Source organism: Devosia sp. BK, assembly GCF_032907385.1.
In the GTDB taxonomy this organism is placed as follows: Bacteria; Pseudomonadota; Alphaproteobacteria; order Rhizobiales; family Devosiaceae; genus Devosia.
Window position 1 is genome coordinate 888,150 of record NZ_JAIMBX010000001.1, and the last position, 22,609, is coordinate 910,758.

Below are 22,609 nucleotides of genomic sequence, written 5' to 3' on the forward strand. Positions count from 1 at the left end.
CCTCACATCGGCGCGATGCGACGGTAAGGCAGATTGCTTTACAGCGCTGCCGCGCTAGACAAGGCGTGAACGAGGAGCGTCACCTTGGAATTTTCCCTGCCTCTGGTCATCGGCGCAGGCGTCTTGAGCTTTCTTAGCCCCTGCGTCCTGCCGCTGGTTCCGCCCTATCTGACCTATATGAGCGGTGCGAGTTTCGACCAGCTTCGCGACGATGTGGATACGGGTGCGGGCAAGCTGACCCTCAAAGTCGCGATCACCTCGCTCTTTTTCATCCTCGGCTTTTCGGTCGTCTTCGTTACCCTTGGCGCAACCGCAACGGCGTTTGGCCAGGTTTTCCGGCAGCTCTTGCCCATCCTGACCCCCGTTGCCGGCGTCGTCATCATCGCGATGGGACTCCATTTCCTCGGCGTTTATCGCCTGGCCTTTCTCGACCGCCAGTTGCGGCACAATGGTCCCGGCGTAGCCTCAGGTCCGGGTGGTGGCTTTCTGCTCGGCCTCGCCTTTGCTATCGGCTGGACCCCGTGCATCGGACCCGTGCTCGCTGCCATCCTCTCAGTTGCCGCCAGCCGCGATACAGCCTGGGAAGGCGCTTCGTTGCTCGGACTTTATTCGCTTGGCCTCGGCATCCCATTCTTCCTCGCGGGCATTGCCATCGGCCCGTTCCTCACCTTCTTCCATTCCTTCAAGCGGCATCTCCACACCGTCGAGAAAGTCATGGGCGGCCTGCTGGTGGTCACCGGCGTGTTGTTTCTCACTGGTAATTTTACCCGCATCTCGTTCTGGTTCCTCGAGACTTTTCCAGTGCTGTCGACCTTCGGTTGATCAGGACTTTCTTAACCCTCTCAAATTTTCTGAAAGTCCCAGAACAATTTCTGGGCGATCTTCAGCCCCGGTTTACTCGCGTGCCGCAATGCTTGCGGCGCTATTGGGGCGGGGAATATGGGTACGGCACACATCAACAGCCAACCATTACTGCGGGCACTTGCTATCGAAAGCGATGCCCTCGAGCAAAGGGCCGAAGCCGCGCCGCGCCTCGGCGTGCGCGTCAGCGCGCGGTTCACCCGCAATGTCGATGATGTCGAAGCTGTCTGGCGGTCGCTGACCGCGAGTAGCGTCGAGTCGCCCGGCCAGAGTTTTGATTTTATCAAACTCTGGATCGCTGATCGCGGCATCGCCCAAAAGGACCAAGCCTTCATTGTTGGCGAAATCGAGGGCGAACCAGTCGCGCTGATGCCGCTCCATCGCCGCCGCCAGCTCGGCGTTACGGTCTATACTTGGTTCCCGCGCTCCCAGGTCGGTTGCTACGCGCCGATTTCAAATTACGAAAAGCTCACGCTGCTTGGCCCTGCCGGACGTCTTCAACTTTGGCAATCAATGATCGCCGAACTGCCTGATGCCGACGCGGTCTATCTTCGCGCTATTCCCGCCGAAATCACGGGCTATGGTGGGCTGTTCGACGAACTCGGCAGTGCGCTCGCGGTCGAAACGCTTTACCGCTCCGAATTCTCGTCCTGGGAACAGTGCGATCAGATCCAGCGCAGCCGTAGCCGCCGGAAGCATGACCGTCAGCAAGGCGATCGTCTCGCAGCGCTCGGCGAAGTTGGGTTCGAATTCGTTACCAATCCGGTAACGGGTAAGGCCGCCATAGAGGTGATGTTCCGCCAGCGCTCCGCCCGCTTCAAGGCGCAGGGCATTCGCGACACGTTTGTTTGCGACAACCTCGTCGATTTCTACCAGAAGGCGATGCAGCCGGGCTCGGGGCTCGATGTCCGCCTCCACGTTCTCCGCCTCAACGGCGATATCGTCGCGGTGCGCTACAATATCGTCCATGGTACTCGAATGTTTTGCCTGATCTCGTCAATGAGCGACGATCCTGCCATCCAGAACGGTTCGCCGGGCAAGCAGTGTCTGTTGCGCGTCATGCAATCGGTGTTCGATGGCGGCTTCACCATGTTCGACATGGGCTCCGGCTTCACTGACGAGAAGCGCCATTGGTGCAACGTGCAGATCCCGATCCGTCAGCACTATGTCGGTCGCACCTGGAAAGGCCGGCTGTCCGTCGGGCTGCACCAACAGTTCCAGAAGGCGCGTGCTCAGGCCAAGGCCAATCCGCGCATCAAGAGCGCAATCCGGACCGCGCATCAGACCCGCGATCGCCTCTTCGGCAAGAAGCCGCAGGCGTCCCAGCCTTCAGAGTAGTTTCAGCCCGCGCAGTGAGGCATGACCCGATCGACCGATGATAATGTGGTCGTGGAGGGTGATGCCCATCTGCCGAGCGATATCGCCGATTTCGCGCGTCATCTTCACGTCCGCAGGCGAAGGCGATGGATCGCCGGACGGGTGATTATGCACGAGGATCAGTGCGGAAGCGGATAACTCAAGCGTTCGCTTGATGACCTCGCGAGGATAGACCGGCGTGTGGTCAACCGTCCCGACCTGTTGCACCTCATCGGCAATCAGTCGATTCTTCTTGTCGAGGAAGAGAACTCGGAACTGTTCGATATTCTCGTAGGCCATCGCGCTGCGGCAGTAGTCGATCAACTGCGTCCACGATGAGAGGATTGGCTTTTCGACATTGATCTGATCGCGCCCATAGCGCTGCGCCACGGCCTGCATGACCTTGAGGTGGGTGATAGAGGTTTCCCCAAGCCCCTTGATCTCCGCCAGGCGGGCAGGGGCCGCACCGAGGACTTCCGACATCGAACCAAAGCGCGCCAGAAGTTCCTTTGCCAACGCCTTGGTATCGCGCTGGGGCAAAATGATATGGAGGAGCAGCTCAAGCAGTTCGTAGTCCGCAAGGCCATCCCCGCCCACGGCATTGAACCGTTCGCGTGCTCGCTCGCGATGCCCAAGATAATGCGGTTTCATCGGCGCTTCCGCCAGTCCACCGGATTTGGTCTCGGGTTTGTCGCTCAACGTTACTTCCGTGCTGCGAGAGGATTGAAGAGGCCGCCGGGCGAAAGCGTAAACACCTCGTTCCCGGTTTCGGTGATACCGATCGAATGCTCGCACTGCGCCGACAGCGTCCGGTCACGTGTCACTGCGGTCCAGCCATCCGAGAGAATTTTCACGTGCGGCTTGCCGAGATTGATCATCGGCTCGATGGTGAAGATCATGCCCGGCTTAATCGGCACGCCGGTGCCCGGCGTTCCGAAATGGAGAATGTTCGGCTCATCGTGGAATAGCCGGCCCACACCATGGCCGACAAAATCACGCACCACGCTCATGCGCTCGCCCTCGGCGACAGCCTGGATCGCCGCACCGATATCGCCCGTCGTATTACCGGGTTTGGCCGCAGCGAGGCCTGCTTCGAGGCTCGCATAGGTCACTTCGATCAGCCGCTCGGCCTTTCGAGATATTTCCCCGACGGGATACATGCGGCTCGAATCGCCATACCAGCCATCGACGATAAAGGTCAGGTCGATATTGACGATGTCGCCCTCGCGCATGCCGCGCTCGTCGGGGATGCCGTGGCACACAACGTGGTTGATCGATGTGCAGATCGAATGCCGATAGCCCTTGTAAAACAGCGTTGCAGGCACCGCGCCATGATCGCGGCCGAATTCGTAGGCGATCTGGTCAAGCTTTGCGGTGTCGACGCCTGGCTCGACATATTCTGCCAGGATGTCCAGCGCCTGTGCCGTCAGCGCGCCAGCCTTGCGCATGCCCTCAAAGCCTTCCGTCCCGTGGATCGGAATGATGCCGGCGGTGCGACGCGGTTTGGCGGATGCTTCGACGTAGGTAACCATGCAGGACTCCGGAAGATGCTCCAAACCTAGTCAGTTGCTGTCGCAATGGAAAGGGCTTCTAACCTTGACGGCGCGTTAGGGCAGGGGCATTCCTTTTTGCTCAAACACACCGGGTCCAATCATGTCCAGTCAAGCGCGCGTCACTGCCGGTCTCCTCGTCATCGGCGACGAAATCCTCTCCGGCCGCACCAAGGACGTGAACATCGGCGCCGTCGCCGATTTCTGCACCGATCTCGGCATCGACCTCACCGAAGTCCGGGTCGTCAGCGACGTCGAAGAGTCGATCGTCGAAGCCGTCAACGCGCTTCGCCAGCGCTATACCTACGTCTTCACGACGGGCGGCATAGGCCCAACCCACGACGACATCACCGCCGACGCCATCGCCAAGGCGTTCGGCGTGGCGCTGCCAATCAATCCGCAGGCCCGCGCTATGCTAGAAGCACGCTGGGCCCAGACTGGCACCGAGGTCAACGAGGCGCGCCTCCGCATGGCGCGCATCCCCGAAGGCGCCGATCTTATCGTCAATTCGGTCAGCGCCGCTCCCGGCTTTCGCATCGGCAATGTCCATGTCATGGCCGGCGTCCCCGTCATCATGCGCGCCATGCTCGAGGCACTCGCACCAAAGCTCGAAGGCGGGAAGAAGGTTCTGTCTAAAACTGTCAAAGCGGCAGTCGGTGAAGGAACTCTCGGCGGCCCGCTTGGTACACTCCAGGCAGAATACCCCGACGTGAAGATGGGCTCTTATCCACAGATGGGCAAAGACCGCGTTATGACCGAGCTCGTTCTGCGCTCATCCGACGAGGTACGGCTGAACGAGGCCACCGAGAAGGTGCGGGCCATGGTAATGGATGCTCACGAAAAAGCGGGTATTGCGCCACCCGATGCGGAATGATTGGCGGATTGGCCGCGCTTTGATATGGACGGTCCCCACGAAGGATCAATCGGCCCGCACGCCCCCGGAGTTTTGAGCGTTGAGCAATCCCAACCAGAAGTCGTTTCCCGTCACCTGGGACCAGTTTCACCGCGATAGCCGCGCCTTGGCGTGGCGCCTCGCCAGCCTCGGCCCGTTTGATGCAGTCGTCGCCATTGCTCGTGGTGGGCTTGTGCCGGCCGCTATCGTGGCGCGCGAATTGAACATCCGCACTGTCGAGACTGTGGCGGCAAAGAGCTATGACCACCAGAACCAGACCGGCATCAAGATCCTCAAGGAAATTAGCCAGCCGGTCATCGAGCTTTGCAAGGGCGGCGGCAAGATCCTGATCGTCGACGATCTCGTCGACACCGGCAACACCGCCCGCGTTGTCCGCGAAATGCTCCCCGGCGCTCATTTTGCCACTGTCTATGCCAAGCCCAAGGGCCGCGAAATGGTGGATACGTTCATCACCGAAGTCAGCCAGGACACCTGGATCTTCTTCCCGTGGGACCTCGACGTCGCTTACGTCGCTCCGATCTCGGGCGGCACAGACTGATCAGCCAGGCTTTTTGCCCAACCAGATAACGTGCCGCGCGCCGCGACCACCGCTGCGCGCGCGCACTTTTATTTCTTCGACCGCAAAGCCTGCTGTCGCCAAACGCTTTGTGAATGGCTCACTCGGATGCGCCGACCAAACAGCGAGCACGCCGCCCGGGCGCAAAGCATCCAGCGACGTTCTGAGCGACTTGAGCCCATAGAGTTTGTCATTTTGCTCCCGGCTCACGCCATCCGGCCCATTGTCGACATCGAGCAGGATCGCATCAAAGGCAGCTTTCCGCGCCGCGATGACCTTACCCACGTCGTCATTGACCACTCTAACCCGCGGGTCATCGAGGCAAGTGCCGAAAACTGGCGTCAGCGGACCGCGCGCCCAGGCGATGATCTCAGGGACCAGTTCCGCCACAACCAATTCCCTGTCTGGCCCAAAGCACGCCTGTGCCGCGCGCAGCGTAAAACCCATGCCAAGACCGCCGATCAACACGCGCGGCTGGGGACGGTTGCCAACGCGCTCGGCGCTCAGTGTCGCCAGCGCTTCCTCCGAGCCACTGAGGCGGCTGTTCATCAGCTCATTTGTGCCGAGCATGATGGAGAATTCATCGCCCCGCTGCATCAGTTTGAGCTGGGTCTTGTCGCCCGGGACATTTGCCGTATCGAGATGGATCCAGGGTTTCATGAGCGCTCGGATAAGGAGATGGTGCGGGCGACGGGAATCGAACCCGTACAGCGTTAGCCGAGGGATTTTAAGTCCCTTGTGTCTACCAGTTTCACCACGCCCGCTTGGCTCGGTGGCCCGTGTTTGTCACAAGGCGATGCGCAAGACAATTGTGCTCTGACGATTCTCAACCCCGGAGAGAAGATGATCGAACGCATCGAAACCGGCATTGCGCCATCCTCGGCGCCGATCAATGACGCTGTGCGCGCCGGCAAGCATCTCTGGCTCGTGGCTATCCCCGAAGATCCGGTTAGCGGCGAGATCGTCGAGGGCGGTATCGAAGCACAGGCTCGCCGCTGTATCGAGAACCTGCAGATCGCACTCAATGCCGCTGGCGGCAGGCTTGCCAACCTCGTCATGGTGCAGATTTTTCTTGTCGACAGCGCCGATGCCCCTGGCATGAACGCGGTCTACCGCGAGTTTTTTACTCAGCAGCCATTCCCGGTCCGCGCCACGGTGGTCGTCAAGGAATTGCTCGCCAAGGGTCTCAAAATCGAAATCACAGCTACGGCGGTCCTCGACTGATGCTGCTCAAACTCGCACTTCTCGAAGACATCAAAGCCGGCAAGATCGACGTGATCTTCCGCCGCTGGAACCGTCCGACCGTCAGAACCGGCGGCACGCTCAAGACCAAGTTTGGTCAACTGTCGATCGTTTCCGTCACCGATATGAGTGCGGATGAAGTTACCGATAGAGATGCCAAGCGCGCCGGTTTCACCGATGTCGCCGATTTCCGCAAATGGCTCGACACTATGAAGGAAGGCAGCATTTTCCAACGGATCGAAGTGAAGTTCGAAGACTGATCTGAAAGACCGGTCAGAACGGCGTTGGCGCCACGAAGGTCATGAACTCTTCGCGCGTTGGATGCGTAAAACCCAGCTCTGCCGCATGCAGCTGAAGCCGATCTGCGGCCTTGAAATCATCCTCTTCGGCATAGAAGGCGTCGCCGAGGATGACATGACCAATGGCGAGCATGTGCACGCGCAATTGGTGCGTCCGGCCGGTCAGTGGCACAAGTTTTACCCGTGTCGCATTGGGTTCGCGCTCTAAGACCTGCCATTCGGTCTTGGCGTGGCGTCCATTCTCGAAATCAACGCGCTGTCTTGGCTTGTTTTCCCAATCGGTCGCGAGAGGCAGGTCGATGACGCCACTGTCTTCGGCAATTACGCCGGCAACGCGGGCCACATAGCTCTTGGTCGTCTGCCGATGTTCGAACTGGCTGCCGATGCGTCCATGCGCGCGCTTGTTGAGCGCCAGCACCAAGACACCTGACGTGTCCTTGTCGAGTCGGTGACACATGCCGGCGGTTGGCCATGTTTGTCGCGCGCGATGTTCGACGCAATCCCAGAGGCTCGGATCCTTGCCGGGAACGCTCAACAAGCCGCTCTGCTTGTCGACCACCAGAATATCGTCATCGACGTGGATGACGTTGAGATAAGGATCGGTTGGCGGAAAATAATTGAGCAGTGTGGGCATGGGACCGGGCATGCCGGGGCTTTAGCAGAGCTTGGCCGTTTTCACCAACCCTACTATGCTCGCACGATGTACAGCACGACCTTCAATACGGCGCTCGGCGAATTCGCACTGATCTGGACCGATCAAGGCATCAGGCGCGTGTTCCTGCCCGGCAACGAAGCCATCGCGCTCGAGCATCGCCTTGCACAACTCGGCGCCCAACGCTCGGAGCCGCCGCGGGTAATCAGCGCTGTGCTCGACAGGATCGAGGACTATGCCGAAGGCGAGGTTGTCGATTTCGCGGATGTCCCGCTTGATCTCGATGGCGTGCCGGCCTTCCACCGTCGCTGCTACGACATCCTGCTTACGATCAGCCGAGGTGCGACAACCACCTATGGTGACATGGCGCGGCAATTGGGCGATGTCGGCCTTTCGCGCGCCGTCGGCCAGGCGATGGGCGCAAATCCTATTCCGCTAATCATTCCTTGCCACCGTGTTCTCGCGGCGCGCGGTGGGGCGGGAGGCTTTTCTGCGCCGGGCGGCACGGCAACCAAGCGCGTCATGCTGGCATTGGAAGGTGTGAGCCTCGGCACGCCGCCGGGGCAAATGCAGTTTGCGTTTTAGGAGTGGCATGAGCTTTTCATTCAAGCAGCGCAAGGACACCCCGGCACAGGTACGGCAGATCGCAGCGGATCAGATCACGTCGGCGATTGAATTGGCCGAAGCCTACAAGGACTTCGACAAGACCGTCCATGGCCTCCGTCGTCGCTGCAAGAAGATCCGCGGTCTGATCCGCCTTGTCCGACCAAATTTCAAAGAATTCGAAGCGGAAAACGCGGCATTCCGCGATGCTGCTACCGCGCTTTCAGTTTCCCGCGATGCGGCTGTCATGGTCGAAACCTACGATGCCGCCATGCAAGAGCCATGGGCGGCTGATTTTCCTCACGAGCGGAAGCAAAATCTTCGGGCGCTGCTGACGTCCCATCTGGACGAGGTGAAAGCCGAGCAAAACCAGTCGCAGCTTCTCGCAGACTTTGCGCTAGCCATGCAGAACGCGCTGGGCCGCGTGCCTGATTGGTCACTCAGCGGTGACGGTTTTCAACTGTTCAGGGCGGGTCTGGGCGATACCTACAGTGAGATGCAGAAGCGGATGAAAAAGGCCGCGAAGTCCCATGATCCCGTCGATTTTCATGAATGGCGCAAGCAGTCGAAAGGTCATTGGTTTCACATCGGCCTACTGAGCAAATCAGCGCCGCATATCCTTGCTACACGCAAGGCGCATCTCGACACGCTTGGTGATCTGTTGGGGGATCACCACAACATCGCGGTTCTCGCTGATTTTCTCTCGCAAAGAGCCGGCCCACTCGATGTCAGTTTGCGCGAGGGCCTTGCGGGCCAACAACAAGCCTTGGCCGAAAAAGCGATCCCGCTTGGGCGAGAGCTCTGCGTTGAAAACCGTGCTGCGCTAGCCGCCCGGCTCGGCAAATTCTGGAAACTCTTGCCCAAGGACATCTGAATTGGCCGAGGAAATCGAACGTAAATTCCTGCTCAAGAGCGATGCGTGGAAGAGCGCAGTGACGAGTTCCGCACGCCTGCAGCAGGGCTATCTTTCGACCAGCGCCAAGGCCACGGTTCGCATCCGCATTTTTGATGACACTCGCGCCGTGCTGACCTTGAAAGGCAAAGCAACTGGCCTCACACGCCCAGAATTTGAATATGAAGTGCCGCTCGCGGACGCGCGGGAAATGATGGCTCTTTCTTCTCCCAATATCGTCGAGAAGCGCCGCCACAAAGCACCGTTCGGCAATCATGTCTGGGAGATCGACGTCTTCGAAGGGCTGCATGAGGGGCTGGTTCTTGCTGAGGTTGAAATGTCATCCGAACGTGATGAGGTCGCCATACCCGATTGGATAGGGCGGGAGGTCACCGACGACGATCGATACGCCAATGCCAGCCTTTCGCGCACGCCCGGTGTGCCGCAATAAGTTCGTGTCGCGATTGAACAATCCGTTCACCGGACTTCGTCGCACACGCTGTTGCACCAGCGGCCAAAGCGCATATCTCCAAGGGATATAAAGGAGATTGTTATGGCACAGGATTTTTCAGGCAAGGTCGCGTTCGTCACAGGTGGCGCTTCCGGCATCGGTGAAGCGGTCGTCAAGCAGTTGGCGGCGCGCGGTGCCAAGGTAGTTGTTGCCGATCTCAAGCTCGATGCCGCCCAGGCTGCCGTGGACGCCGTCAAGGCTGCCGGTGGCGAAGCCGCAGCCGTCGCGGTTGACGTCAGCAAGATCGACCAGGTCGAGAAGGCCGTACAGTTCGCCGTCGACACCTATGGCAGGCTCGACGTTGCCGTGAACAATGCCGGCATTGGTGGCAAGGCAGCCAAGGCCGGCGACTACACCTTTGACGATTGGCACAAGGTCATCGACGTCAACCTCAACTCCGTCTTTTATTCGATGAAGTACGAGATCGCTGCCATGCTCAAGAACGGCGGTGGCGCGATCGTCAACATGGCCTCGATCCTCGGCACGAATGGTTTTGCCAGCGCTCCGGCCTATGTCTCGGCCAAGCACGGTGTGGTAGGGCTGACCAAGGCGGCCGCCATCGACTATGCCAAGGAGGGTATCCGCGTGACTGCCGTCGGTCCGGGCTTCATCGAAACCCCGCTCCTCGGCTCCGCCACGCCGTCCGATACCCTGAACGGCCTCCGTGCGCTGCATCCGGTCGGGCGTCTCGGTCAGTCCGGTGAGGTCGCGGCGCTGACGCTGTTCCTCCTGTCCGATGAGGCATCCTTCATCACCGGTTCCTATCATCTGGTCGATGGCGGTTACGCCGCGCAGTAATCCGTGCTTGCAGGGCAGGGTGGGGAACACTACCAAGGGCGAAACTTTCCCTCCTGTGACCCCCACCCATGCCCAAGCAGAATATCGCGGCCGCCCTTTGGCTTTCGACGGGCGGCCTTGCCGTCATGTCGGGCATGTCGACCGCTGTGCACGCCGTTGCCGCGGATGGCGTACCGACAGGCCAGATTATCTTCTGGCGTAGCTTCGTCGCCCTTTTGCCGACGCTGATCTATCTCACCGTCCGGCGTGAACTCGGCCAATCCATCCGCACCCGGTATCCGCACAAGCATCTGGTCCGCGGCCTCCTTGGCTGCGCGGTCATGTTCTTTTCCTTCGTTTCGCTGCGCTACCTGTCGGTGGGCCTTGCCACGGCGCTGACCTATCTCGCGCCGATTCTCTCGATCGCTGCCGCCATGATCTTTCTGCGCGAACGGCCTGGCGCCACGATCTTTCTCGGCGTCGTGCTCGGCTTTGCCGGCATCGTGCTGATGCTGTACCCGTCTCTCGTCGGTAGCGAATTGCGCGAAGGAACCTTGATCGGCGTGGGCGCAGGCGTTGCCATGGCCGCTACCAACGCGCTGTCACGTGTCCAGGTCAAGGACCTGACGCGCACCGAGCCGCCTGCCAGCATCGCACTCTCGTTTGCGCTGATCTGCTCGGCCGCAGGACTTGCATCCGCGCTTCTCGGGTGGGCCGACCTGACCCAAACCCAATTTTGGCTACTTGTCAGCGCTGGTCTTCTTGGCGGCCTCGGCCACGTGCTGCTGATGGAATCGGTTGCCCGCGCTCCGGTGTCGGTCCTTGCGCCCTATGAATATACCGGCATCATCTGGGCCTTCGGTTTCGACCTGATCCTGCTCGGAATCGTTCCCGGACCAATCGCGCTTCTCGGCGCGCTTCTGGTCGTCGGCGCTGCGGCGCTGGTTGCCTATGGGCAGGGCCGTTTCACCCGAAAAGCTACTGCCAGCGTTTGAAGCTCTTGAGGTGATCGAGTTGGCCGGTCACCGTTGTCACGATCCGGTTTACCGGATCCGTCACCGGCACCACGATGACGTTTTCCGTCTGTGGATCCGGCACTTCCAATGTCGCGAACTGGCTGTCGAGAAGACTTGTCGGCATATATTCGTGATTGCGCTTGGCCATGCGCTCGCCAATCACCTCGCGGCTGCCGTCTAGATAAACGAAGCACACGGGCTCGCCGGCTTTCTCGGTGATGAAATCGCGATAGGCCCTCCGGAGGGCCGAGCACGCCCCGACAGCAATGCCCTTTTTTTGGTCCGCGGCATCTTTCAATGCTGCCGCCAAGGCTTCGAGCCAAGGCCAGCGGTCCTCATCGGTAAGCGGAATGCCGGCGCGCATTTTTTCGACATTGGCTTCGGGATGATATTTGTCGCCATCGAGAAACGGCGCATGCAGGGCACGCCCTAGCGCAGCGCCAACGGTAGACTTGCCCGAGGAACTGACGCCCATGACGATAATGATGCGGGCGGGTTCAGACTGCTGCACTGTGGCCTCCATCGACGTAAAGTATGTGCCCATTGACGAAACTGGATGCCGCCGAGGCAAGAAAGACAACGGCGCCGCCGAGTTCATCCGGCTCGCCCCAGCGCCCCATTGGTGAAACGCGCGACATAAATGATTGAAAGTCCGGATCAGCCATGCGCGCAGCGTTCATTTCGGTCGCAAAGAATCCCGGCGCTATACCGTTGACATGCAGACCTCGCGGCGCCCATTCCAGCGCCATGGCGCGGGTCAGGTTCACCAGCGCGGCCTTGGTCGCCGCATAAGGCCCATTGCCGGGCAGTGGGCGATCGGCCCGCGTCGAGCAGATATTGATGATCTTGCCCCGACCCCGCGCCAGCATGCTCTTGCCAACGACCTGCGCTACGCACAGGGCAGAGACAAGATTGGCCGACAGCAAGGCTTCAAAACGATCAAGCGGGTAGTCTTCGAGCGCGCCGCCAACCATTGTGCCGGCGTTGTTGACGAGGATGTCGATCGGTCCGATCTCGCGGTCGCAGTAATCCATCGCTTCCGCAACGCTATCCTCGCTCGCCACGTCAAAAGCCAGCGCTTTGACCTCGACGCCACTCTCGGAGAGATCGGCGGCAGCAGCCCCAAGTGCCACAGTATCGCGTCCATTCAGGACGATATCCGCACCGGCCGCAGCAAGCGCCTTGGCCATAGCAAAGCCGAGGCCGCGGCTGGAGCCAGTCACGAGGGCGCGCTGGCCGGAGAGATCGAATGGCGAGCGCTGACCCATCTTGAAATCCTTCTGTCTCGACGCTTCTACCCATCCAAAGCGCTATGAAGCAAGACGCGCATAGGAGCTTCCATACAAGCATGGCGAATTGGTCGAATATTGCCGCCATCGCCCTTTCCAGCGAACCCACTTTGTGGTCATTGTCGCCCCCGCATGCTATGCACCACGCGCATGGCGCACGACATTTTGACGGCGACGAAGACTTCGGAAGGACAGCTTCATGGCGAATGCAGATATCGGCCTGATCGGCTTGGCGGTGATGGGTTCCAACCTCGCGCTCAACATCGCGGAAAAAGGCTATTCCATCGCCGTCCATAATCGGTCTCCCGGCCGCATCGACGAGTTCGTCGAAGAAGCGAAGAAGGAAGGTCTCGATGGTAAGGTCACGGCCAAGTATGACCTCGCCGAGTTCGTCCAGGCCGTAAAGGCCCCGCGCTCCATCATCATCATGGTGAAGGCCGGCAAGCCGGTCGATGAAATGATCGAACAGCTCCTGCCGCACCTCGAAAAGGGCGATGCCATCATCGAATGCGGCAATTCGCTCTTCACCGACACCCAGCGCCGTTTCGACTACCTCGGCCCCAAGGGCATCGGCTATCTCGGCGTCGGTGTTTCCGGCGGTGAAGAAGGCGCCCGCCACGGCCCCTCGATCATGGTCGGTGGCTCCAAGGAACAGTGGCACAATGCCGAGCCAGTGCTCACCGCGATTGCTGCCAAGTTCGATGGCGAAAGCTGCTGCGCCTATCTCGGTGAAGGTGGCGCTGGCCATTTCGTCAAGACCATCCACAACGGCATCGAATATGGCGACATGCAGATGATCGCCGAAGTCTATGGCGTCATGCGCGATGGTTTGGGCATGCATGCAAAGGCTTGCGCCGATGTCTTCAAGGAATGGAACAAGGGTCCGCTCAATTCCTACCTGATCGAAATCACCGGCCACGTGCTCGACGCTGTCGACCCCGACACAAACAAGCCGCTGGTCGATCTGATCCTCGATAAGGCTGGCCAGAAGGGCACTGGCGTTTGGTCTGCCATCGCCGCGCAGCAGATGGGCGTTCCCGCTACCGCCATCGAAGGCGCTGTCGCGGCCCGCTCGATCTCGTCGCGCAAGGCTGAACGCGTCGCCGCCGAAGGCATCTATGGCAAGCCTAACCGTGCCAAGACCGACGTCACACTCGCCGATCTCGAAAAGGCGCTCCTCGCCGGCAAGATCGTGTCTTATGCCCAGGGCTTTGCCGTGATTGCCAAGGCTTCGGAAGAAAATGGCTGGGCCCTGCCGCTCGCCACGATCGCCAAGATCTGGCGCGCCGGCTGCATCATCCGCTCGCGCTTCCTCGATCAGATGTCCTCGGCCTATGCCAAGGGTGAAGCAACCAATCTGCTCGTCGTGCCCGACTTCGTCGAGATCATGAAGGACGCCCACCCGAGCCTGCGCAAGGTCGTTGCCGCTGCCGCCATCGGCGAATTCCCGATGATCTGTCTCTCGGCTGCGCTCAGCTACTTTGACAGCTATCGTCAGGCCAAGGGTACCGCCAACCTGATCCAGGGCCAGCGCGACTTCTTCGGCGCCCACGGCTTCGAAATCGAAGGCCGCGGCTCCGATCTCCACGGCACCTGGCCGTCGACGCTCGGCAAGTAAGCGCCGCAATTTTCTCGACGTCATGAGCCGGGGCTAGTCTCCGGCTCAACCATTTCAGAAGCTAGTCATGACCGAGCGCTCTTTCCGCCGAGCACTTCATCTCCGTGTGAACCGCATTTGGTTGCCGCGTTTGCGGCGCCGAGCACTGTTTGTGGTCGGCGGAATTGTCGTCGGCGTTGCCGCCCTCGCGCTCGCTTATGGCGCTGACTTTGCCATGGCGCTTTTTGTGTCCGCGCAGAGGCAATGGCCCTATATGCCCTTGCTGGTGACGCCATTGGGGTTCGGTTTTCTCGCTTGGGTCACGGGTCGTTATTTTGATGGCGCGCAGGGTAGTGGCATTCCGCAGGTCATTGCGGCGCGGCAGCTGAAGGATCAGCAGAGCAAAACAAAATTGGTGTCACCGAAGCTGGCGGCAGCAAAGATGTTGCTTCTCTCCGGTGGGCTGCTCGTCGGTGCATCTGCGGGGCGTGAGGGACCAACGGTGCAGGTGGGCGCATCGATAATGTTCTGGCTCGGCCGTTTTGCGCCGCATCGACAGCCAGGTCTTTTGCTTGCTGGCGCTGCAGCGGGCGTTGCAGCTGCCTTCAACGCGCCACTTGCTGGAATTGTGTTCGGCATAGAGGAGATGGGTCGCTCGTTCGAGTTGCGGACCAGCGGCCTCGTGCTTGGTACGGTGATCGTTGCGGGCTTGGTCCCGCTCGCGATTGTGGGCGACTATACGTATTTTGGTCGATCGCTCGTGACGCTCGGCCATATCCAGCAGTGGATCTGGGTGCTCCCAGTTGCTGCGATCTGTGGTTTTGCCGGCGGACTATTCAGTCGCGGCCTGATCGCGTTTTCTTATGGACTGCCAGGCAGAGTGGGCAAAGTGATTAAGTCGCATCCAGTCCTCTTCGCTGTCCTCTGTGGTCTCGGTGTCGCCGTCTGTGGAGTCGTGACGGGGGGAAGCATATTCGGCACGAGCGCCGAGCAGGCAAAAGCTATTATGGCGGGCGAGGGCGCACCCGCCGGCTTTGCTCCGTTGAAGCTGCTAGCGACACTGCTGTCGTCAGTTAGCGGCATTCCTGGCGGCATATTCTCGCCATCCCTTGCAGTGGGTGCCGGCATCGCCGAGATGGTCAAAACATTGATCCCGCTGCCGATCGCGGCGTTGACCATCGTGTGCATGGCCGCATATCTAGCCGCGGTCCTCCAAGCGCCGATCACGGCGTTCGTCATTGTCATCGAGATGACTGGAAATCACGCGCTCATCTTTCCGGTGATGATTGGTGCACTGGTGGCCACCTTCTGCTCGAAGCTGGTCTGCCGCGAAGGCGTGTATCATGCGCTCGCTCACCGCATTCTTCAACGGGCTACGCTCGATACAAAAACTCAATTGCCCGGACAATGAGAGCCAGACGCTATAGGTCTAGTTGCATCTGCGGCTCGTCCGGCTCATCCTTGGTCGCAGACAATCCATCCAAAAACGCATTCGCTCGGGTTTGAATGCTCTTCCGCTGCGCAGCATCCATACGATCCAAGTTTCGGTAGGGCATCACCATCCGTCGATTTCCCTGCAGCTTTTGCCGGTTTTCCATCAGAAAATTCCAGTAGAGCAGGGTGATCGGACAGGCCTTTTCGCCGTCCTTCGTCGCAGGGCTGTAGACGCAACCGCTGCAGTAGTCCGACATCCGGTTGATATAGGCGCCTGAGGCCGCATAGGGCTTTGAGGCCAGGAGCCCGCCATCGGCAAACATGACCATGCCATGCGTGTTCGGCAGCTCCACCCAATCGAACGCGTCGATATAGACCGCGAGATACCAGGCTTCGATCTGCCGCGGCTCGATCCCCGCCAAGAGCGCAAAATTGCCCGTCACCATCAGGCGCTGGATATGATGGGCATAGGCATGCCGCTGCGTGTCGCCGATCGCGTTGGCAAGGCAGTTCATTCGCGTCTTGCCCGACCAGTAAAACCACGGAAGGTCGCGCTTGGCCTCGAGATGGTTCATCCCGGCATAGTCCGGCATTTTCAGCCAATAAATTCCGCGCACATATTCGCGCCAGCCGATGATCTGCCGGATGAACCCCTCGGCTGCATTAAGCGGCACGTCGCCCTTGAGGTAAGCCCGTTCCGCCGCTCGGCATACCTCCAGCGGGTCGAGCAGACCGACATTGAGATAGGGCGAAATCAGGCCGTGGTTGAGAAACGGTTCGCCTGATTTCATGGCATCTTGATAGGTGCCGAAGTCGGGCAGGCAATGCTCGATGAAATGATCCAGCGCCTCCAGAGCGCCATCGCGCGTCACTGCCCATGCAAAGGGCTCGAGATCGCCGAAGTTCTTGTCGTATCTCGTAGCCACCAGATCGAGCACAGCGCGCGTGGTTTCATCAGGTTTGAACCGCAATCGCTCCGGTGGCCGGTAGTCTTCGGGCAATGACTGTCGATTCTCGGCGTCAAAATTCCATTGACCGCCGATCGGCCCGCCGCTCTCCATGAGAAGGCCGGTTTCGCGTCGCATCTCGCGATAGAAATATTCCATGCGAAAGCTCTTTCGGCCCTCTGCCCAGGATGCGAACCGCGCATGGCTGCAGATGAAGCGGTCGTCTTCCCGGACGTCGACGGCTACGCCAAGCCGCTCTTCCCAGCCCGACATCATATCTTTGACCCGCCATGCGCCGGGCTCGGTGACGGCCACGCTTTCGACCGCGTGCCGCCGCAGCGCCCGCGCCAATTCGCCTTCAAGGTTCTGGGTATTTTCCGGATCGGTCAGCGAGACGTAGTCGACGCGAATGCCTTCAGCCCGAAGCTCATCTGCGAAGTGCCGCATCGCCGAATAAATGAAGGCGAGTTTTTGTTTGTGAAAACCGACGACAGTCGATTCGCTGCCGACTTCCGCCATCAGCACCACGTCGTGCTCGCGATCGATATCGCGAAGCGTAGCGAGATTTCGCGAGAGTTGGTCGCCGAGGATGAAACGGAGAATAGCCATGGACCATCTACGCTTCAGGCTGCCCCGCGGTTCAGAAGGTCTTGAACATCACGTAGCTATCCACCAGCCCATGCACCGGGTGACGAAATGCCTTGGGCAACGTGCCGACGATGTCGAAACCAAGCCGCTGCCATAGTGCCACGGCGCGCGTGTTGCTCGACACGACATGGTTGAATTGCATCGCCAGAAAGCCCCGGGCTTTCGCGATCTCCTGGGAATGCTCGCACATGGCCTGCGCAAGGCCTCGGCCCTGTGCTTTCGGCGAAACCATATAGCCGCAATTGGCCACATGCTGCCCACCGCCCCGCTGGTTGGCCATCAAGTAGTATGTCCCGACGACCTCACCATCATCCACCGCTACGAAAACCTCGTGCGCCGGCAGGAACCAGTAGTCGAGCATGGCGGCTTCACTCAGGTCGCTGTCGACGGCATAGGTCTCGCCAGCGCGCAAAACCGGCGCGATGATCTTCAAAATCGCTTCGCGGTCAGTCTCAGCGGCGGCGCGGATTGATGTCATCGTCGTCATCGATTGGCGCAACACGCAACTGCCCCGGTGGCGGCAGATCGGGCACGTGTGGATTGTTGGCGATGCTCGGTCGATGCGAAAGTTCGAAGCGCCAGGCTGCGACTGCGAAAATCACGAGCGCGATGACGACAGCTATGCCGCACGCAATGAATGGAGCGCCGGGGAAGTAGTGACCGGTGCCCGAAGAGTCCGAGTAGTAGGAAAAGATCTGCGTCGCCGCCAAAGGCCCAATGATCGTTGCCAAGGAACTCGCGGCATTCACAGCGCCCTGCAACTCGCCTTGGCTGTTGTCCGGCACCTGCCGCGACAGGAGGCCATTGATTGCAGGCGGCGCGAGACCGCTGACCGTGCCGACGGCGATGAACAGATAGAGGTGATAAACATCGGTCGAGAAGGCAATACCCGCAAAGGCGGCAGCCGCGGCCATGAGCCCGACAATGGCCACGGCGGGCTCGCCGATGCCCTTCGATAAGGGTCCCGTCAGAACCGCCTGGCTGAACGCAAAGCCGATACCGAAAGCCCCCAGCGTGCGCCCGATCGTTGAGGAGGTGAAATTGAATACCTCGACCGTGAAATAGCTGAAGATCGTCGGCAGTGCCTGCGTCGCAAGCTGCAGGAAAAACAGCACGCCAAGCAGCCACAGCACCGAAGGGTAACGCCGCAACGCGACCACGGCACCCAGCGGATTGGCGCGCTTGATATTGAATTTGCGGCGATTGGCCTTGGGCAGACTTTCGGGAAGAACCAAAAGCCCGAAGAGGAAATTTGCGAAAGCCAAACCTGCGGCCGCGTAGAACGGTACGCGCGGCCCGAGTTCGCCCAATTCGCCGCCAATCACCGGCCCGATGATAAAGCCCAACCCGAAGGCTGCGCCGATAAGCCCAAAACGGTGCGTGCGTTTATGGGGAGGCGTAATGTCGGCCATATAGGCCGTCGCCGTCGCCAAAGCCGCGCCCGCGATGCCAGCGATAATGCGTCCGATGAACAGATACCAGACGAAGGGCGCGATCGACATCATGAGATAGTCGAAGGTCAAACCCAAAAGGGACGCGAGGAGAATCGGTCGCCGCCCGAACCGGTCTGAGAGATTTCCCAAGACCGGCGAAAACACGAATTGCATCAAGGCATAGGCGAAAACCAGATAGCCGCCGATGACAGCCGCATTGGCAACGCTGCCGCCCGTCAGTTCTTCCAACAGTTCGGGCAGTACCGGTACGATAATGCCCACGCCGATCATGTCGATCAGCACTGTGGTCAGGATGCAGGCAAGGGCCAGTCGGGAGCGTGTCGCAGCTTGCATGCGGAGTTCCGTTCCCTTTCAACCAGCCCAAAGTCTCTTAGGGCATTGCCACAGCGGCGCCGTGCAAGGCAAGGCATTACCGCTCTGGCGTGCCTGCCGGTGGCGCCACATCGTGGCTATAAATCCATCCCAAGCGGTTGAGATGCCCCCGTGGCCCCTGTGCCCGCATAACCGCGTCGCGCGCTGCGGACATCGGCCATTTCATATGGAATATACGGCCATTGCTGGCCGAAAGTTTTGCCACACGCTCAACGCGAGCCTGACGCGCTGTCGCGTAACGCGCGAATGCGGTTTCCGGTTCTGCGCAATCCACGAGCAGCGGCCCAAGCGTTGCCGCATCCTCGATACCCATGGCCGCGCCTTGCGCCTGAAACGGCACCATGGCGTGTGCTGCATCCCCAAGGATCCCGATGTTGTCGTGGTACCAGGTCGGCGTTTTGACGGTAAAAAGCGGCCATGGCGTCCAGGTTTCCCCGGCCGCAGCCATCAGCGCTCCAAACGTCGCCTTGCCCTTGAGCACTGGCACCTTCGGGTTGTCCTTGGCTTCCCCCGGCAGAAAAAGCGCGAGATTGACCTGACCGCGATGCGGCAGCGGATAGCAGACGAGATGATGCCCGCTGCCAAAGAATACCGAAACCCGATCCATCGCGATCAGCCCCTGCGCGGCCTCGGCAGGAATTAGCGTGCGCCACGCAACTCTCCCGCCGAACTGGGCCTCGGGTCCGCCGAGAAACTGCCGCCGAGTTGCAGAGTGCACACCATCGGCCCCGATAAAGGCATTGGCGCGCGTCGTTCGCGACTGCCCGCTGTCGTCGTCGATCGCGACCGTCACGCCACGGGCATGTGATGCGATGTCCCAACTCCGTACGCCGAACATGATGTCGATATTCGCGAAGCGCCGGGTCGCTTTATAGAGCGCCTCGGCCAGATCGGCTCGATGCATCACTGAATATGGCGCGCCGAAGCGCTCTTCCATGAGCGCGCCAAGTTCCATGGAGAAAAACGGCTTGGTCTCGCCATGCCTATAGGTGTCGAGCGCTTGGGGGACGAGGCCAATCGTCGAGAGCGTCTCGGAAAGTCCCAGCCGGTCAAGGATGCGCCGCGCATTGGGACTGATCTGTAGGCCAGCACCGGCCTCTTGAATGCCGCTATTGCGCTCAAGCACGACGACAGTCGCGCCGAATTTGGCAAGCGTCAGCGCCAGCGTGAGGCCGGAAATTCCGGCCCCGGCTATGATATAACTACGGCCCGTGCCGGGCATGGTCGAACTCAGGCAGCCTTCGCCTTGAAGATCGCGGAAGCAGGGTTCGACTGACCGTCGCCCAATTCGGACTTGTAGATATAAAGCGTCGAGCAATAGGGGCAGACGATTTCGGTGTCCTTGCCCATGTCGAGATAGACATGCGGATGATCAAACGGGGGCAGGGCGCCGATGCACTGGAATTCCTTGGACCCAACCTCGATGCTGCGCAGGCCATCGGTGTTGTGAAAGTGCGGGGTGGTGCCGTGAGCCATGGTCTAACCTATAGGGCCGATTTGTTGTGGCGGACCATAGCCAAGCCGCGACGCGAAGAAAAGGGCCAGTGCTCACCTCGTTGTCGCACTCGTCAGGGTGGCACGGCTGGGCCGCACGAGATAAGACGACGCGCAAAGGAGCTTCCCCATGCCCATGTTCCAATCCGGCGGATATTCCCTCGCTTATGAAACAGCCGGCGAAGGCCCAGCGGTCCTTTGCATTCATGGCTTCGCCTCAAGCGGGCGCGTCAACTGGATCGAGACCGGCTGGGTCGATACGCTCGTCGGGGCCGGATACAAGGCCATCACCTTCGATCACCGGGGCCATGGCATGTCGGACAAGCCGCACGATCCCGATGCCTATTTTCCTGAGCGAATGGTCGAGGACAGTCTGGCGCTGCTCGACCACCTTGGTGAACCGCGCGTCGCTGTCCTCGGTTATTCCATGGGCGCCCGCGTTGCCGCCTTTCTCGCTTATGACCATCCCGAGAGGGTGGCAGCAGCCATCTTCGGCGGGATGGGTATGAACCTGATCAATGGACTCACAGATGGTAACGACATCATCTCGGGCCTCCGTGCTCCCAGCCTCACTGATCTGACCCACCCCACTGCCCGTCAGTTCCGCATCTTTGCCGATCACACGGGTTCTGATCGCGAGGCCCTCGCTGCCTGCATGGAAACGTCCCGGCAGCCGATGGCCCGCGCCGATGTCCGCCGAATCGAGGTTCCGGTCCTGGTCGCAGTCGGCGAGGCCGACGAGATGGCTGGCCCACCCGAGCCGCTGGCCGAACTTCTTCCGCAGGGCGAAGCCTTCTTGATCCCCAGGCGCGATCACATGCGGGCTACAGGCGACACCAAATTCAAGGCAGCGGCGCTCGAATTTTTGGGGAGGACTTTTCCTTATGCGATAAAAGCGTGAACCAATCCGTGCGCCTGGCCTTTGTATTGAGCAACCAGATGCTTTATATCGGTACTTCTCGATAAAGCGGAGCTCGGCCTATGAGCGTCAACGTCCAGAAGTCGGCACAGATCAAATCGGTCGATCCCGTTTGGGAAGCGGTTCGCGCCGGCGCGCGCCAGATTCTGGACACCGATCCTGCGCTGGGCAAGATGGCACTGACGACTGTTCTCAATCACGAGACCTTCGAAGAGGCCTTGGCGCAGCGTCTCGCGGCGCGGCTCGATCACGAAGACGTCTCGGCCGATATCATCCGTCAGACCTTTCTCGAAATTCTCCGCGATGTTCCGGCCATTGGCGAATCTGCGCGGGTCGATCTCGCAGCCACGCTTGAGCGGGATCCGGCCTGCCACCGTGCCATCGAGCCCTTGCTCTATTTCAAGGGCTATCAGGCCATCCAGACCCATCGGTTTGCGCATGCCCTCCTAAAGGCCGGCCGCCGCGATTTTGCGCTCTACCTCCAGAGCCGCGCCAGTCAGGTCTTCCAAGTCGATATCAATCCCGCCGTCGTCATGGGCAAGGGCATCATGCTCGATCATGGCACCGGCCTCGTCATCGGCGAGACGGCGGTCGTCGGCGACAATGTCTCGATGCTGCAGAACGTGACGCTTGGCGGCACCGGCAAGGCCGATCAGGATCGTCATCCCAAAATCGGCAATGGCGTCCTCATTGGTGCTGGCGCCAAGGTGCTTGGCAATATCCAGGTCGGCGATTGCTCGCGCATCGGCGCGGGTTCGGTGGTGCTTAAGGAAGTGCCGCCCCGCACGACTGTCGCGGGCGTTCCAGCCAAGGTGATTGGTGAAGCCGGGTGCGCACAACCCGCGTTGATCATGGACCAGATGGTGCTGGTTCACGAGAACCCATAAGCGACGGCAAGTCTCTGCCGTGCGTTGTTACCGCTAAAATGGCTGGGGCAGGGGTTGTCAGCATCCGCTCAGTCACTAGATTGCGCGCCAACCCAACAGCAGGACGATTGCCGTGAACCATCCCGAGATCATCAAGCTGCAGAAATTCCTGCAACAGAAATTCAACAACAAGAACATCGACGTGCGTCCGCGCGCCAAGCTCAACGATTCCGTTGAGGTGTTCATTGGCGACGAGTCGATCGGTCTCATCCATCTCGATGATGAAGACGGCGACAAGTCCTACATGTTCTCGATGTCGATCCTCGATATCGATCTCGACGATATCGAATAGAATTGAAAT

Annotated in this window: 27 protein-coding genes and 1 tRNA gene; 16 read left to right on the forward strand and 12 right to left on the reverse strand. The window is 60.0% G+C overall.

The features are described from left to right. The first annotated feature begins 84 nt into the window (after positions 1-84). Complete coding sequence (locus DevBK_RS04280; RefSeq protein WP_061911326.1) at positions 85-822, forward strand: cytochrome c biogenesis CcdA family protein; 738 nt, start codon at positions 85-87, stop codon at positions 820-822. Positions 823-939: 117 nt separating this feature from the next. Next, positions 940-2,199: a GNAT family N-acetyltransferase gene (locus DevBK_RS04285; protein WP_317184576.1), complete on the forward strand. Its 1,260-nt coding sequence runs from the start codon at positions 940-942 to the stop codon at positions 2,197-2,199. Here DevBK_RS04285 and radC read toward each other — a convergent pair. Then, positions 2,191-2,868 carry a RadC family protein gene (radC, locus tag DevBK_RS04290; protein ID WP_317185589.1) on the reverse strand — a complete coding sequence of 226 codons (678 nt, stop codon included), beginning with the start codon at positions 2,866-2,868 and terminating at the stop codon, positions 2,191-2,193. The two genes, DevBK_RS04285 and radC, sit on opposite strands and share 9 nt — an antisense overlap. Positions 2,869-2,918: 50 nt before the next feature. Beyond that, a complete protein-coding gene (gene map, locus DevBK_RS04295) occupies positions 2,919-3,749 on the reverse strand; it encodes a type I methionyl aminopeptidase (protein ID WP_062630369.1) in 831 nt (276 codons plus the stop codon). A gap of 121 nt (positions 3,750-3,870) precedes the next feature. Between map and DevBK_RS04300 the strand changes: the two genes are divergently transcribed. Further along, complete coding sequence (locus tag DevBK_RS04300; RefSeq protein ID WP_317184577.1) at positions 3,871-4,641, forward strand: competence/damage-inducible protein A; 771 nt, start codon at positions 3,871-3,873, stop codon at positions 4,639-4,641. Positions 4,642-4,720: 79 nt separating this feature from the next. Continuing rightward, positions 4,721-5,218, forward strand: a complete 498-nt coding sequence (gene gpt, locus DevBK_RS04305; protein WP_061911336.1) for a xanthine phosphoribosyltransferase — start codon at positions 4,721-4,723, stop codon at positions 5,216-5,218. On the opposite strand, the gene DevBK_RS04310 is transcribed toward gpt, so the two are convergent. Beyond that, positions 5,219-5,896, reverse strand: a complete 678-nt coding sequence (locus DevBK_RS04310; RefSeq protein WP_317184578.1) for a hypothetical protein — start codon at positions 5,894-5,896, stop codon at positions 5,219-5,221. Between the two features lie 19 nt (positions 5,897-5,915). Then, positions 5,916-6,000 (reverse strand) — tRNA-Leu (locus tag DevBK_RS04315). Positions 6,001-6,079: 79 nt separating this feature from the next. On the opposite strand from DevBK_RS04315, the gene DevBK_RS04320 reads away from it, so the two are divergent. Further along, positions 6,080-6,460 (forward strand): RidA family protein, encoded by a 381-nt coding sequence (locus DevBK_RS04320; RefSeq protein WP_317184579.1) that lies wholly within the window; start codon positions 6,080-6,082, stop codon positions 6,458-6,460. After that, positions 6,460-6,738: a hypothetical protein gene (locus DevBK_RS04325; protein ID WP_317184580.1), complete on the forward strand. Its 279-nt coding sequence runs from the start codon at positions 6,460-6,462 to the stop codon at positions 6,736-6,738. Before DevBK_RS04320 ends, DevBK_RS04325 begins: the two co-directional genes overlap by 1 nt. A gap of 13 nt (positions 6,739-6,751) precedes the next feature. Here the strand turns inward: DevBK_RS04325 and DevBK_RS04330 are convergent, their stop codons facing one another. Continuing rightward, positions 6,752-7,423 (reverse strand): RluA family pseudouridine synthase, encoded by a 672-nt coding sequence (locus DevBK_RS04330; RefSeq protein WP_317184581.1) that lies wholly within the window; start codon positions 7,421-7,423, stop codon positions 6,752-6,754. 54 nt (positions 7,424-7,477) lie between these two features. Here DevBK_RS04330 and DevBK_RS04335 point away from each other — a divergent pair, with 54 nt between their 5' ends. From DevBK_RS04335 to DevBK_RS04355, 5 genes are all read left to right on the forward strand, one after another. Beyond that, positions 7,478-8,014: a methylated-DNA--[protein]-cysteine S-methyltransferase gene (locus DevBK_RS04335; RefSeq protein WP_317184582.1), complete on the forward strand. Its 537-nt coding sequence runs from the start codon at positions 7,478-7,480 to the stop codon at positions 8,012-8,014. Positions 8,015-8,021: 7 nt separating this feature from the next. Then, positions 8,022-8,906, forward strand: coding sequence for a CHAD domain-containing protein (locus DevBK_RS04340; RefSeq protein ID WP_317184583.1), 885 nt, complete (start codon positions 8,022-8,024; stop codon positions 8,904-8,906). Position 8,907: 1 nt separating this feature from the next. After that, a complete protein-coding gene (locus tag DevBK_RS04345) occupies positions 8,908-9,375 on the forward strand; it encodes a CYTH domain-containing protein (RefSeq protein ID WP_317184584.1) in 468 nt (155 codons plus the stop codon). Positions 9,376-9,477: 102 nt separating this feature from the next. Next, positions 9,478-10,233 carry an SDR family NAD(P)-dependent oxidoreductase gene (locus DevBK_RS04350; RefSeq protein WP_062630360.1) on the forward strand — a complete coding sequence of 252 codons (756 nt, stop codon included), beginning with the start codon at positions 9,478-9,480 and terminating at the stop codon, positions 10,231-10,233. Between the two features lie 68 nt (positions 10,234-10,301). Then, a complete protein-coding gene (locus tag DevBK_RS04355) occupies positions 10,302-11,207 on the forward strand; it encodes a DMT family transporter (protein ID WP_317184585.1) in 906 nt (301 codons plus the stop codon). On the opposite strand, the gene DevBK_RS04360 is transcribed toward DevBK_RS04355, so the two are convergent. Together DevBK_RS04360 and DevBK_RS04365 are read right to left on the reverse strand one after the other, a co-directional pair. After that, positions 11,191-11,751: a gluconokinase gene (locus tag DevBK_RS04360; RefSeq protein ID WP_410494060.1), complete on the reverse strand. Its 561-nt coding sequence runs from the start codon at positions 11,749-11,751 to the stop codon at positions 11,191-11,193. The genes DevBK_RS04355 and DevBK_RS04360 overlap by 17 nt on opposite strands. Beyond that, the gene (locus DevBK_RS04365) at positions 11,726-12,496 is read right to left on the reverse strand and encodes an SDR family oxidoreductase (protein WP_317184587.1); all 771 of its coding nucleotides are present in this window, start codon (positions 12,494-12,496) and stop codon (positions 11,726-11,728) included. The genes DevBK_RS04360 and DevBK_RS04365 overlap by 26 nt, the downstream gene beginning before the upstream one ends. A 220-nt stretch (positions 12,497-12,716) precedes the next feature. Here DevBK_RS04365 and gndA point away from each other — a divergent pair, with 220 nt between their 5' ends. Together gndA and DevBK_RS04375 are read left to right on the forward strand one after the other, a co-directional pair. Next, positions 12,717-14,135, forward strand: coding sequence for an NADP-dependent phosphogluconate dehydrogenase (gene gndA, locus DevBK_RS04370; protein ID WP_317184588.1), 1,419 nt, complete (start codon positions 12,717-12,719; stop codon positions 14,133-14,135). A gap of 67 nt (positions 14,136-14,202) precedes the next feature. After that, positions 14,203-15,525 carry a chloride channel protein gene (locus DevBK_RS04375; RefSeq protein WP_317184589.1) on the forward strand — a complete coding sequence of 441 codons (1,323 nt, stop codon included), beginning with the start codon at positions 14,203-14,205 and terminating at the stop codon, positions 15,523-15,525. A gap of 10 nt (positions 15,526-15,535) precedes the next feature. On the opposite strand, the gene DevBK_RS04380 is transcribed toward DevBK_RS04375, so the two are convergent. The 5 genes from DevBK_RS04380 to DevBK_RS04400 all read right to left on the reverse strand — a co-directional run bounded on the left by DevBK_RS04380 (position 15,536) and on the right by DevBK_RS04400 (position 20,445). Beyond that, positions 15,536-17,104, reverse strand: a complete 1,569-nt coding sequence (locus DevBK_RS04380; RefSeq protein WP_317184590.1) for a cryptochrome/photolyase family protein — start codon at positions 17,102-17,104, stop codon at positions 15,536-15,538. Positions 17,105-17,135: 31 nt separating this feature from the next. Beyond that, positions 17,136-17,621, reverse strand: coding sequence for a GNAT family N-acetyltransferase (locus DevBK_RS04385; RefSeq protein WP_317184591.1), 486 nt, complete (start codon positions 17,619-17,621; stop codon positions 17,136-17,138). Continuing rightward, positions 17,596-18,930 carry a TCR/Tet family MFS transporter gene (locus DevBK_RS04390; RefSeq protein WP_317184592.1) on the reverse strand — a complete coding sequence of 445 codons (1,335 nt, stop codon included), beginning with the start codon at positions 18,928-18,930 and terminating at the stop codon, positions 17,596-17,598. The genes DevBK_RS04385 and DevBK_RS04390 overlap by 26 nt, the downstream gene beginning before the upstream one ends. Before the next feature lie 76 nt (positions 18,931-19,006). After that, positions 19,007-20,191, reverse strand: a complete 1,185-nt coding sequence (locus DevBK_RS04395; RefSeq protein WP_317184593.1) for an FAD-dependent monooxygenase — start codon at positions 20,189-20,191, stop codon at positions 19,007-19,009. An 8-nt stretch (positions 20,192-20,199) separates the two neighbouring features. Next, the gene (locus tag DevBK_RS04400; RefSeq protein WP_061911369.1) at positions 20,200-20,445 is read right to left on the reverse strand and encodes a zinc-finger domain-containing protein; all 246 of its coding nucleotides are present in this window, start codon (positions 20,443-20,445) and stop codon (positions 20,200-20,202) included. A 148-nt stretch (positions 20,446-20,593) separates the two neighbouring features. Between DevBK_RS04400 and DevBK_RS04405 the strand changes: the two genes are divergently transcribed. The 3 genes from DevBK_RS04405 (at position 20,594) to DevBK_RS04415 (ending at position 22,600) form a co-directional block, all read left to right on the forward strand. Further along, positions 20,594-21,364, forward strand: coding sequence for an alpha/beta hydrolase (locus DevBK_RS04405; protein WP_317184594.1), 771 nt, complete (start codon positions 20,594-20,596; stop codon positions 21,362-21,364). Between the two features lie 80 nt (positions 21,365-21,444). Next, positions 21,445-22,269, forward strand: a complete 825-nt coding sequence (gene cysE, locus DevBK_RS04410; RefSeq protein ID WP_061911373.1) for a serine O-acetyltransferase — start codon at positions 21,445-21,447, stop codon at positions 22,267-22,269. Between the two features lie 112 nt (positions 22,270-22,381). Next, positions 22,382-22,600, forward strand: a complete 219-nt coding sequence (locus tag DevBK_RS04415) for a DUF3126 family protein (protein WP_061911375.1) — start codon at positions 22,382-22,384, stop codon at positions 22,598-22,600. Positions 22,601-22,609 lie beyond the last annotated feature (9 nt).

Coding starts and splice junctions, on each gene's coding strand:
- cysE (WP_061911373.1), top strand. CDS start 21,445: ATGAGCGTCAACGTCCAGAAGTCGGCACAGATCAAATCGGTCGATCCC.
- DevBK_RS04320 (WP_317184579.1), top strand. CDS start 6,080: ATGATCGAACGCATCGAAACCGGCATTGCGCCATCCTCGGCGCCGATC.
- DevBK_RS04405 (WP_317184594.1), top strand. CDS start 20,594: ATGCCCATGTTCCAATCCGGCGGATATTCCCTCGCTTATGAAACAGCC.
- DevBK_RS04330 (WP_317184581.1), bottom strand. CDS start 7,423: ATGCCCGGTCCCATGCCCACACTGCTCAATTATTTTCCGCCAACCGAT.
- DevBK_RS04335 (WP_317184582.1), top strand. CDS start 7,478: ATGTACAGCACGACCTTCAATACGGCGCTCGGCGAATTCGCACTGATC.
- radC (WP_317185589.1), bottom strand. CDS start 2,868: ATGAAACCGCATTATCTTGGGCATCGCGAGCGAGCACGCGAACGGTTC.
- DevBK_RS04285 (WP_317184576.1), top strand. CDS start 940: ATGGGTACGGCACACATCAACAGCCAACCATTACTGCGGGCACTTGCT.
- DevBK_RS04375 (WP_317184589.1), top strand. CDS start 14,203: ATGACCGAGCGCTCTTTCCGCCGAGCACTTCATCTCCGTGTGAACCGC.
- gndA (WP_317184588.1), top strand. CDS start 12,717: ATGGCGAATGCAGATATCGGCCTGATCGGCTTGGCGGTGATGGGTTCC.
- DevBK_RS04355 (WP_317184585.1), top strand. CDS start 10,302: ATGCCCAAGCAGAATATCGCGGCCGCCCTTTGGCTTTCGACGGGCGGC.
- DevBK_RS04385 (WP_317184591.1), bottom strand. CDS start 17,621: ATGACATCAATCCGCGCCGCCGCTGAGACTGACCGCGAAGCGATTTTG.
- DevBK_RS04380 (WP_317184590.1), bottom strand. CDS start 17,104: ATGGCTATTCTCCGTTTCATCCTCGGCGACCAACTCTCGCGAAATCTC.
- DevBK_RS04390 (WP_317184592.1), bottom strand. CDS start 18,930: ATGCAAGCTGCGACACGCTCCCGACTGGCCCTTGCCTGCATCCTGACC.
- DevBK_RS04395 (WP_317184593.1), bottom strand. CDS start 20,191: ATGCCCGGCACGGGCCGTAGTTATATCATAGCCGGGGCCGGAATTTCC.
- DevBK_RS04350 (WP_062630360.1), top strand. CDS start 9,478: ATGGCACAGGATTTTTCAGGCAAGGTCGCGTTCGTCACAGGTGGCGCT.
- DevBK_RS04360 (WP_410494060.1), bottom strand. CDS start 11,751: ATGGAGGCCACAGTGCAGCAGTCTGAACCCGCCCGCATCATTATCGTC.
- DevBK_RS04310 (WP_317184578.1), bottom strand. CDS start 5,896: ATGAAACCCTGGATCCATCTCGATACGGCAAATGTCCCGGGCGACAAG.
- map (WP_062630369.1), bottom strand. CDS start 3,749: ATGGTTACCTACGTCGAAGCATCCGCCAAACCGCGTCGCACCGCCGGC.
- DevBK_RS04300 (WP_317184577.1), top strand. CDS start 3,871: ATGTCCAGTCAAGCGCGCGTCACTGCCGGTCTCCTCGTCATCGGCGAC.
- DevBK_RS04340 (WP_317184583.1), top strand. CDS start 8,022: ATGAGCTTTTCATTCAAGCAGCGCAAGGACACCCCGGCACAGGTACGG.
- DevBK_RS04325 (WP_317184580.1), top strand. CDS start 6,460: ATGCTGCTCAAACTCGCACTTCTCGAAGACATCAAAGCCGGCAAGATC.
- DevBK_RS04400 (WP_061911369.1), bottom strand. CDS start 20,445: ATGGCTCACGGCACCACCCCGCACTTTCACAACACCGATGGCCTGCGC.
- DevBK_RS04365 (WP_317184587.1), bottom strand. CDS start 12,496: ATGGGTCAGCGCTCGCCATTCGATCTCTCCGGCCAGCGCGCCCTCGTG.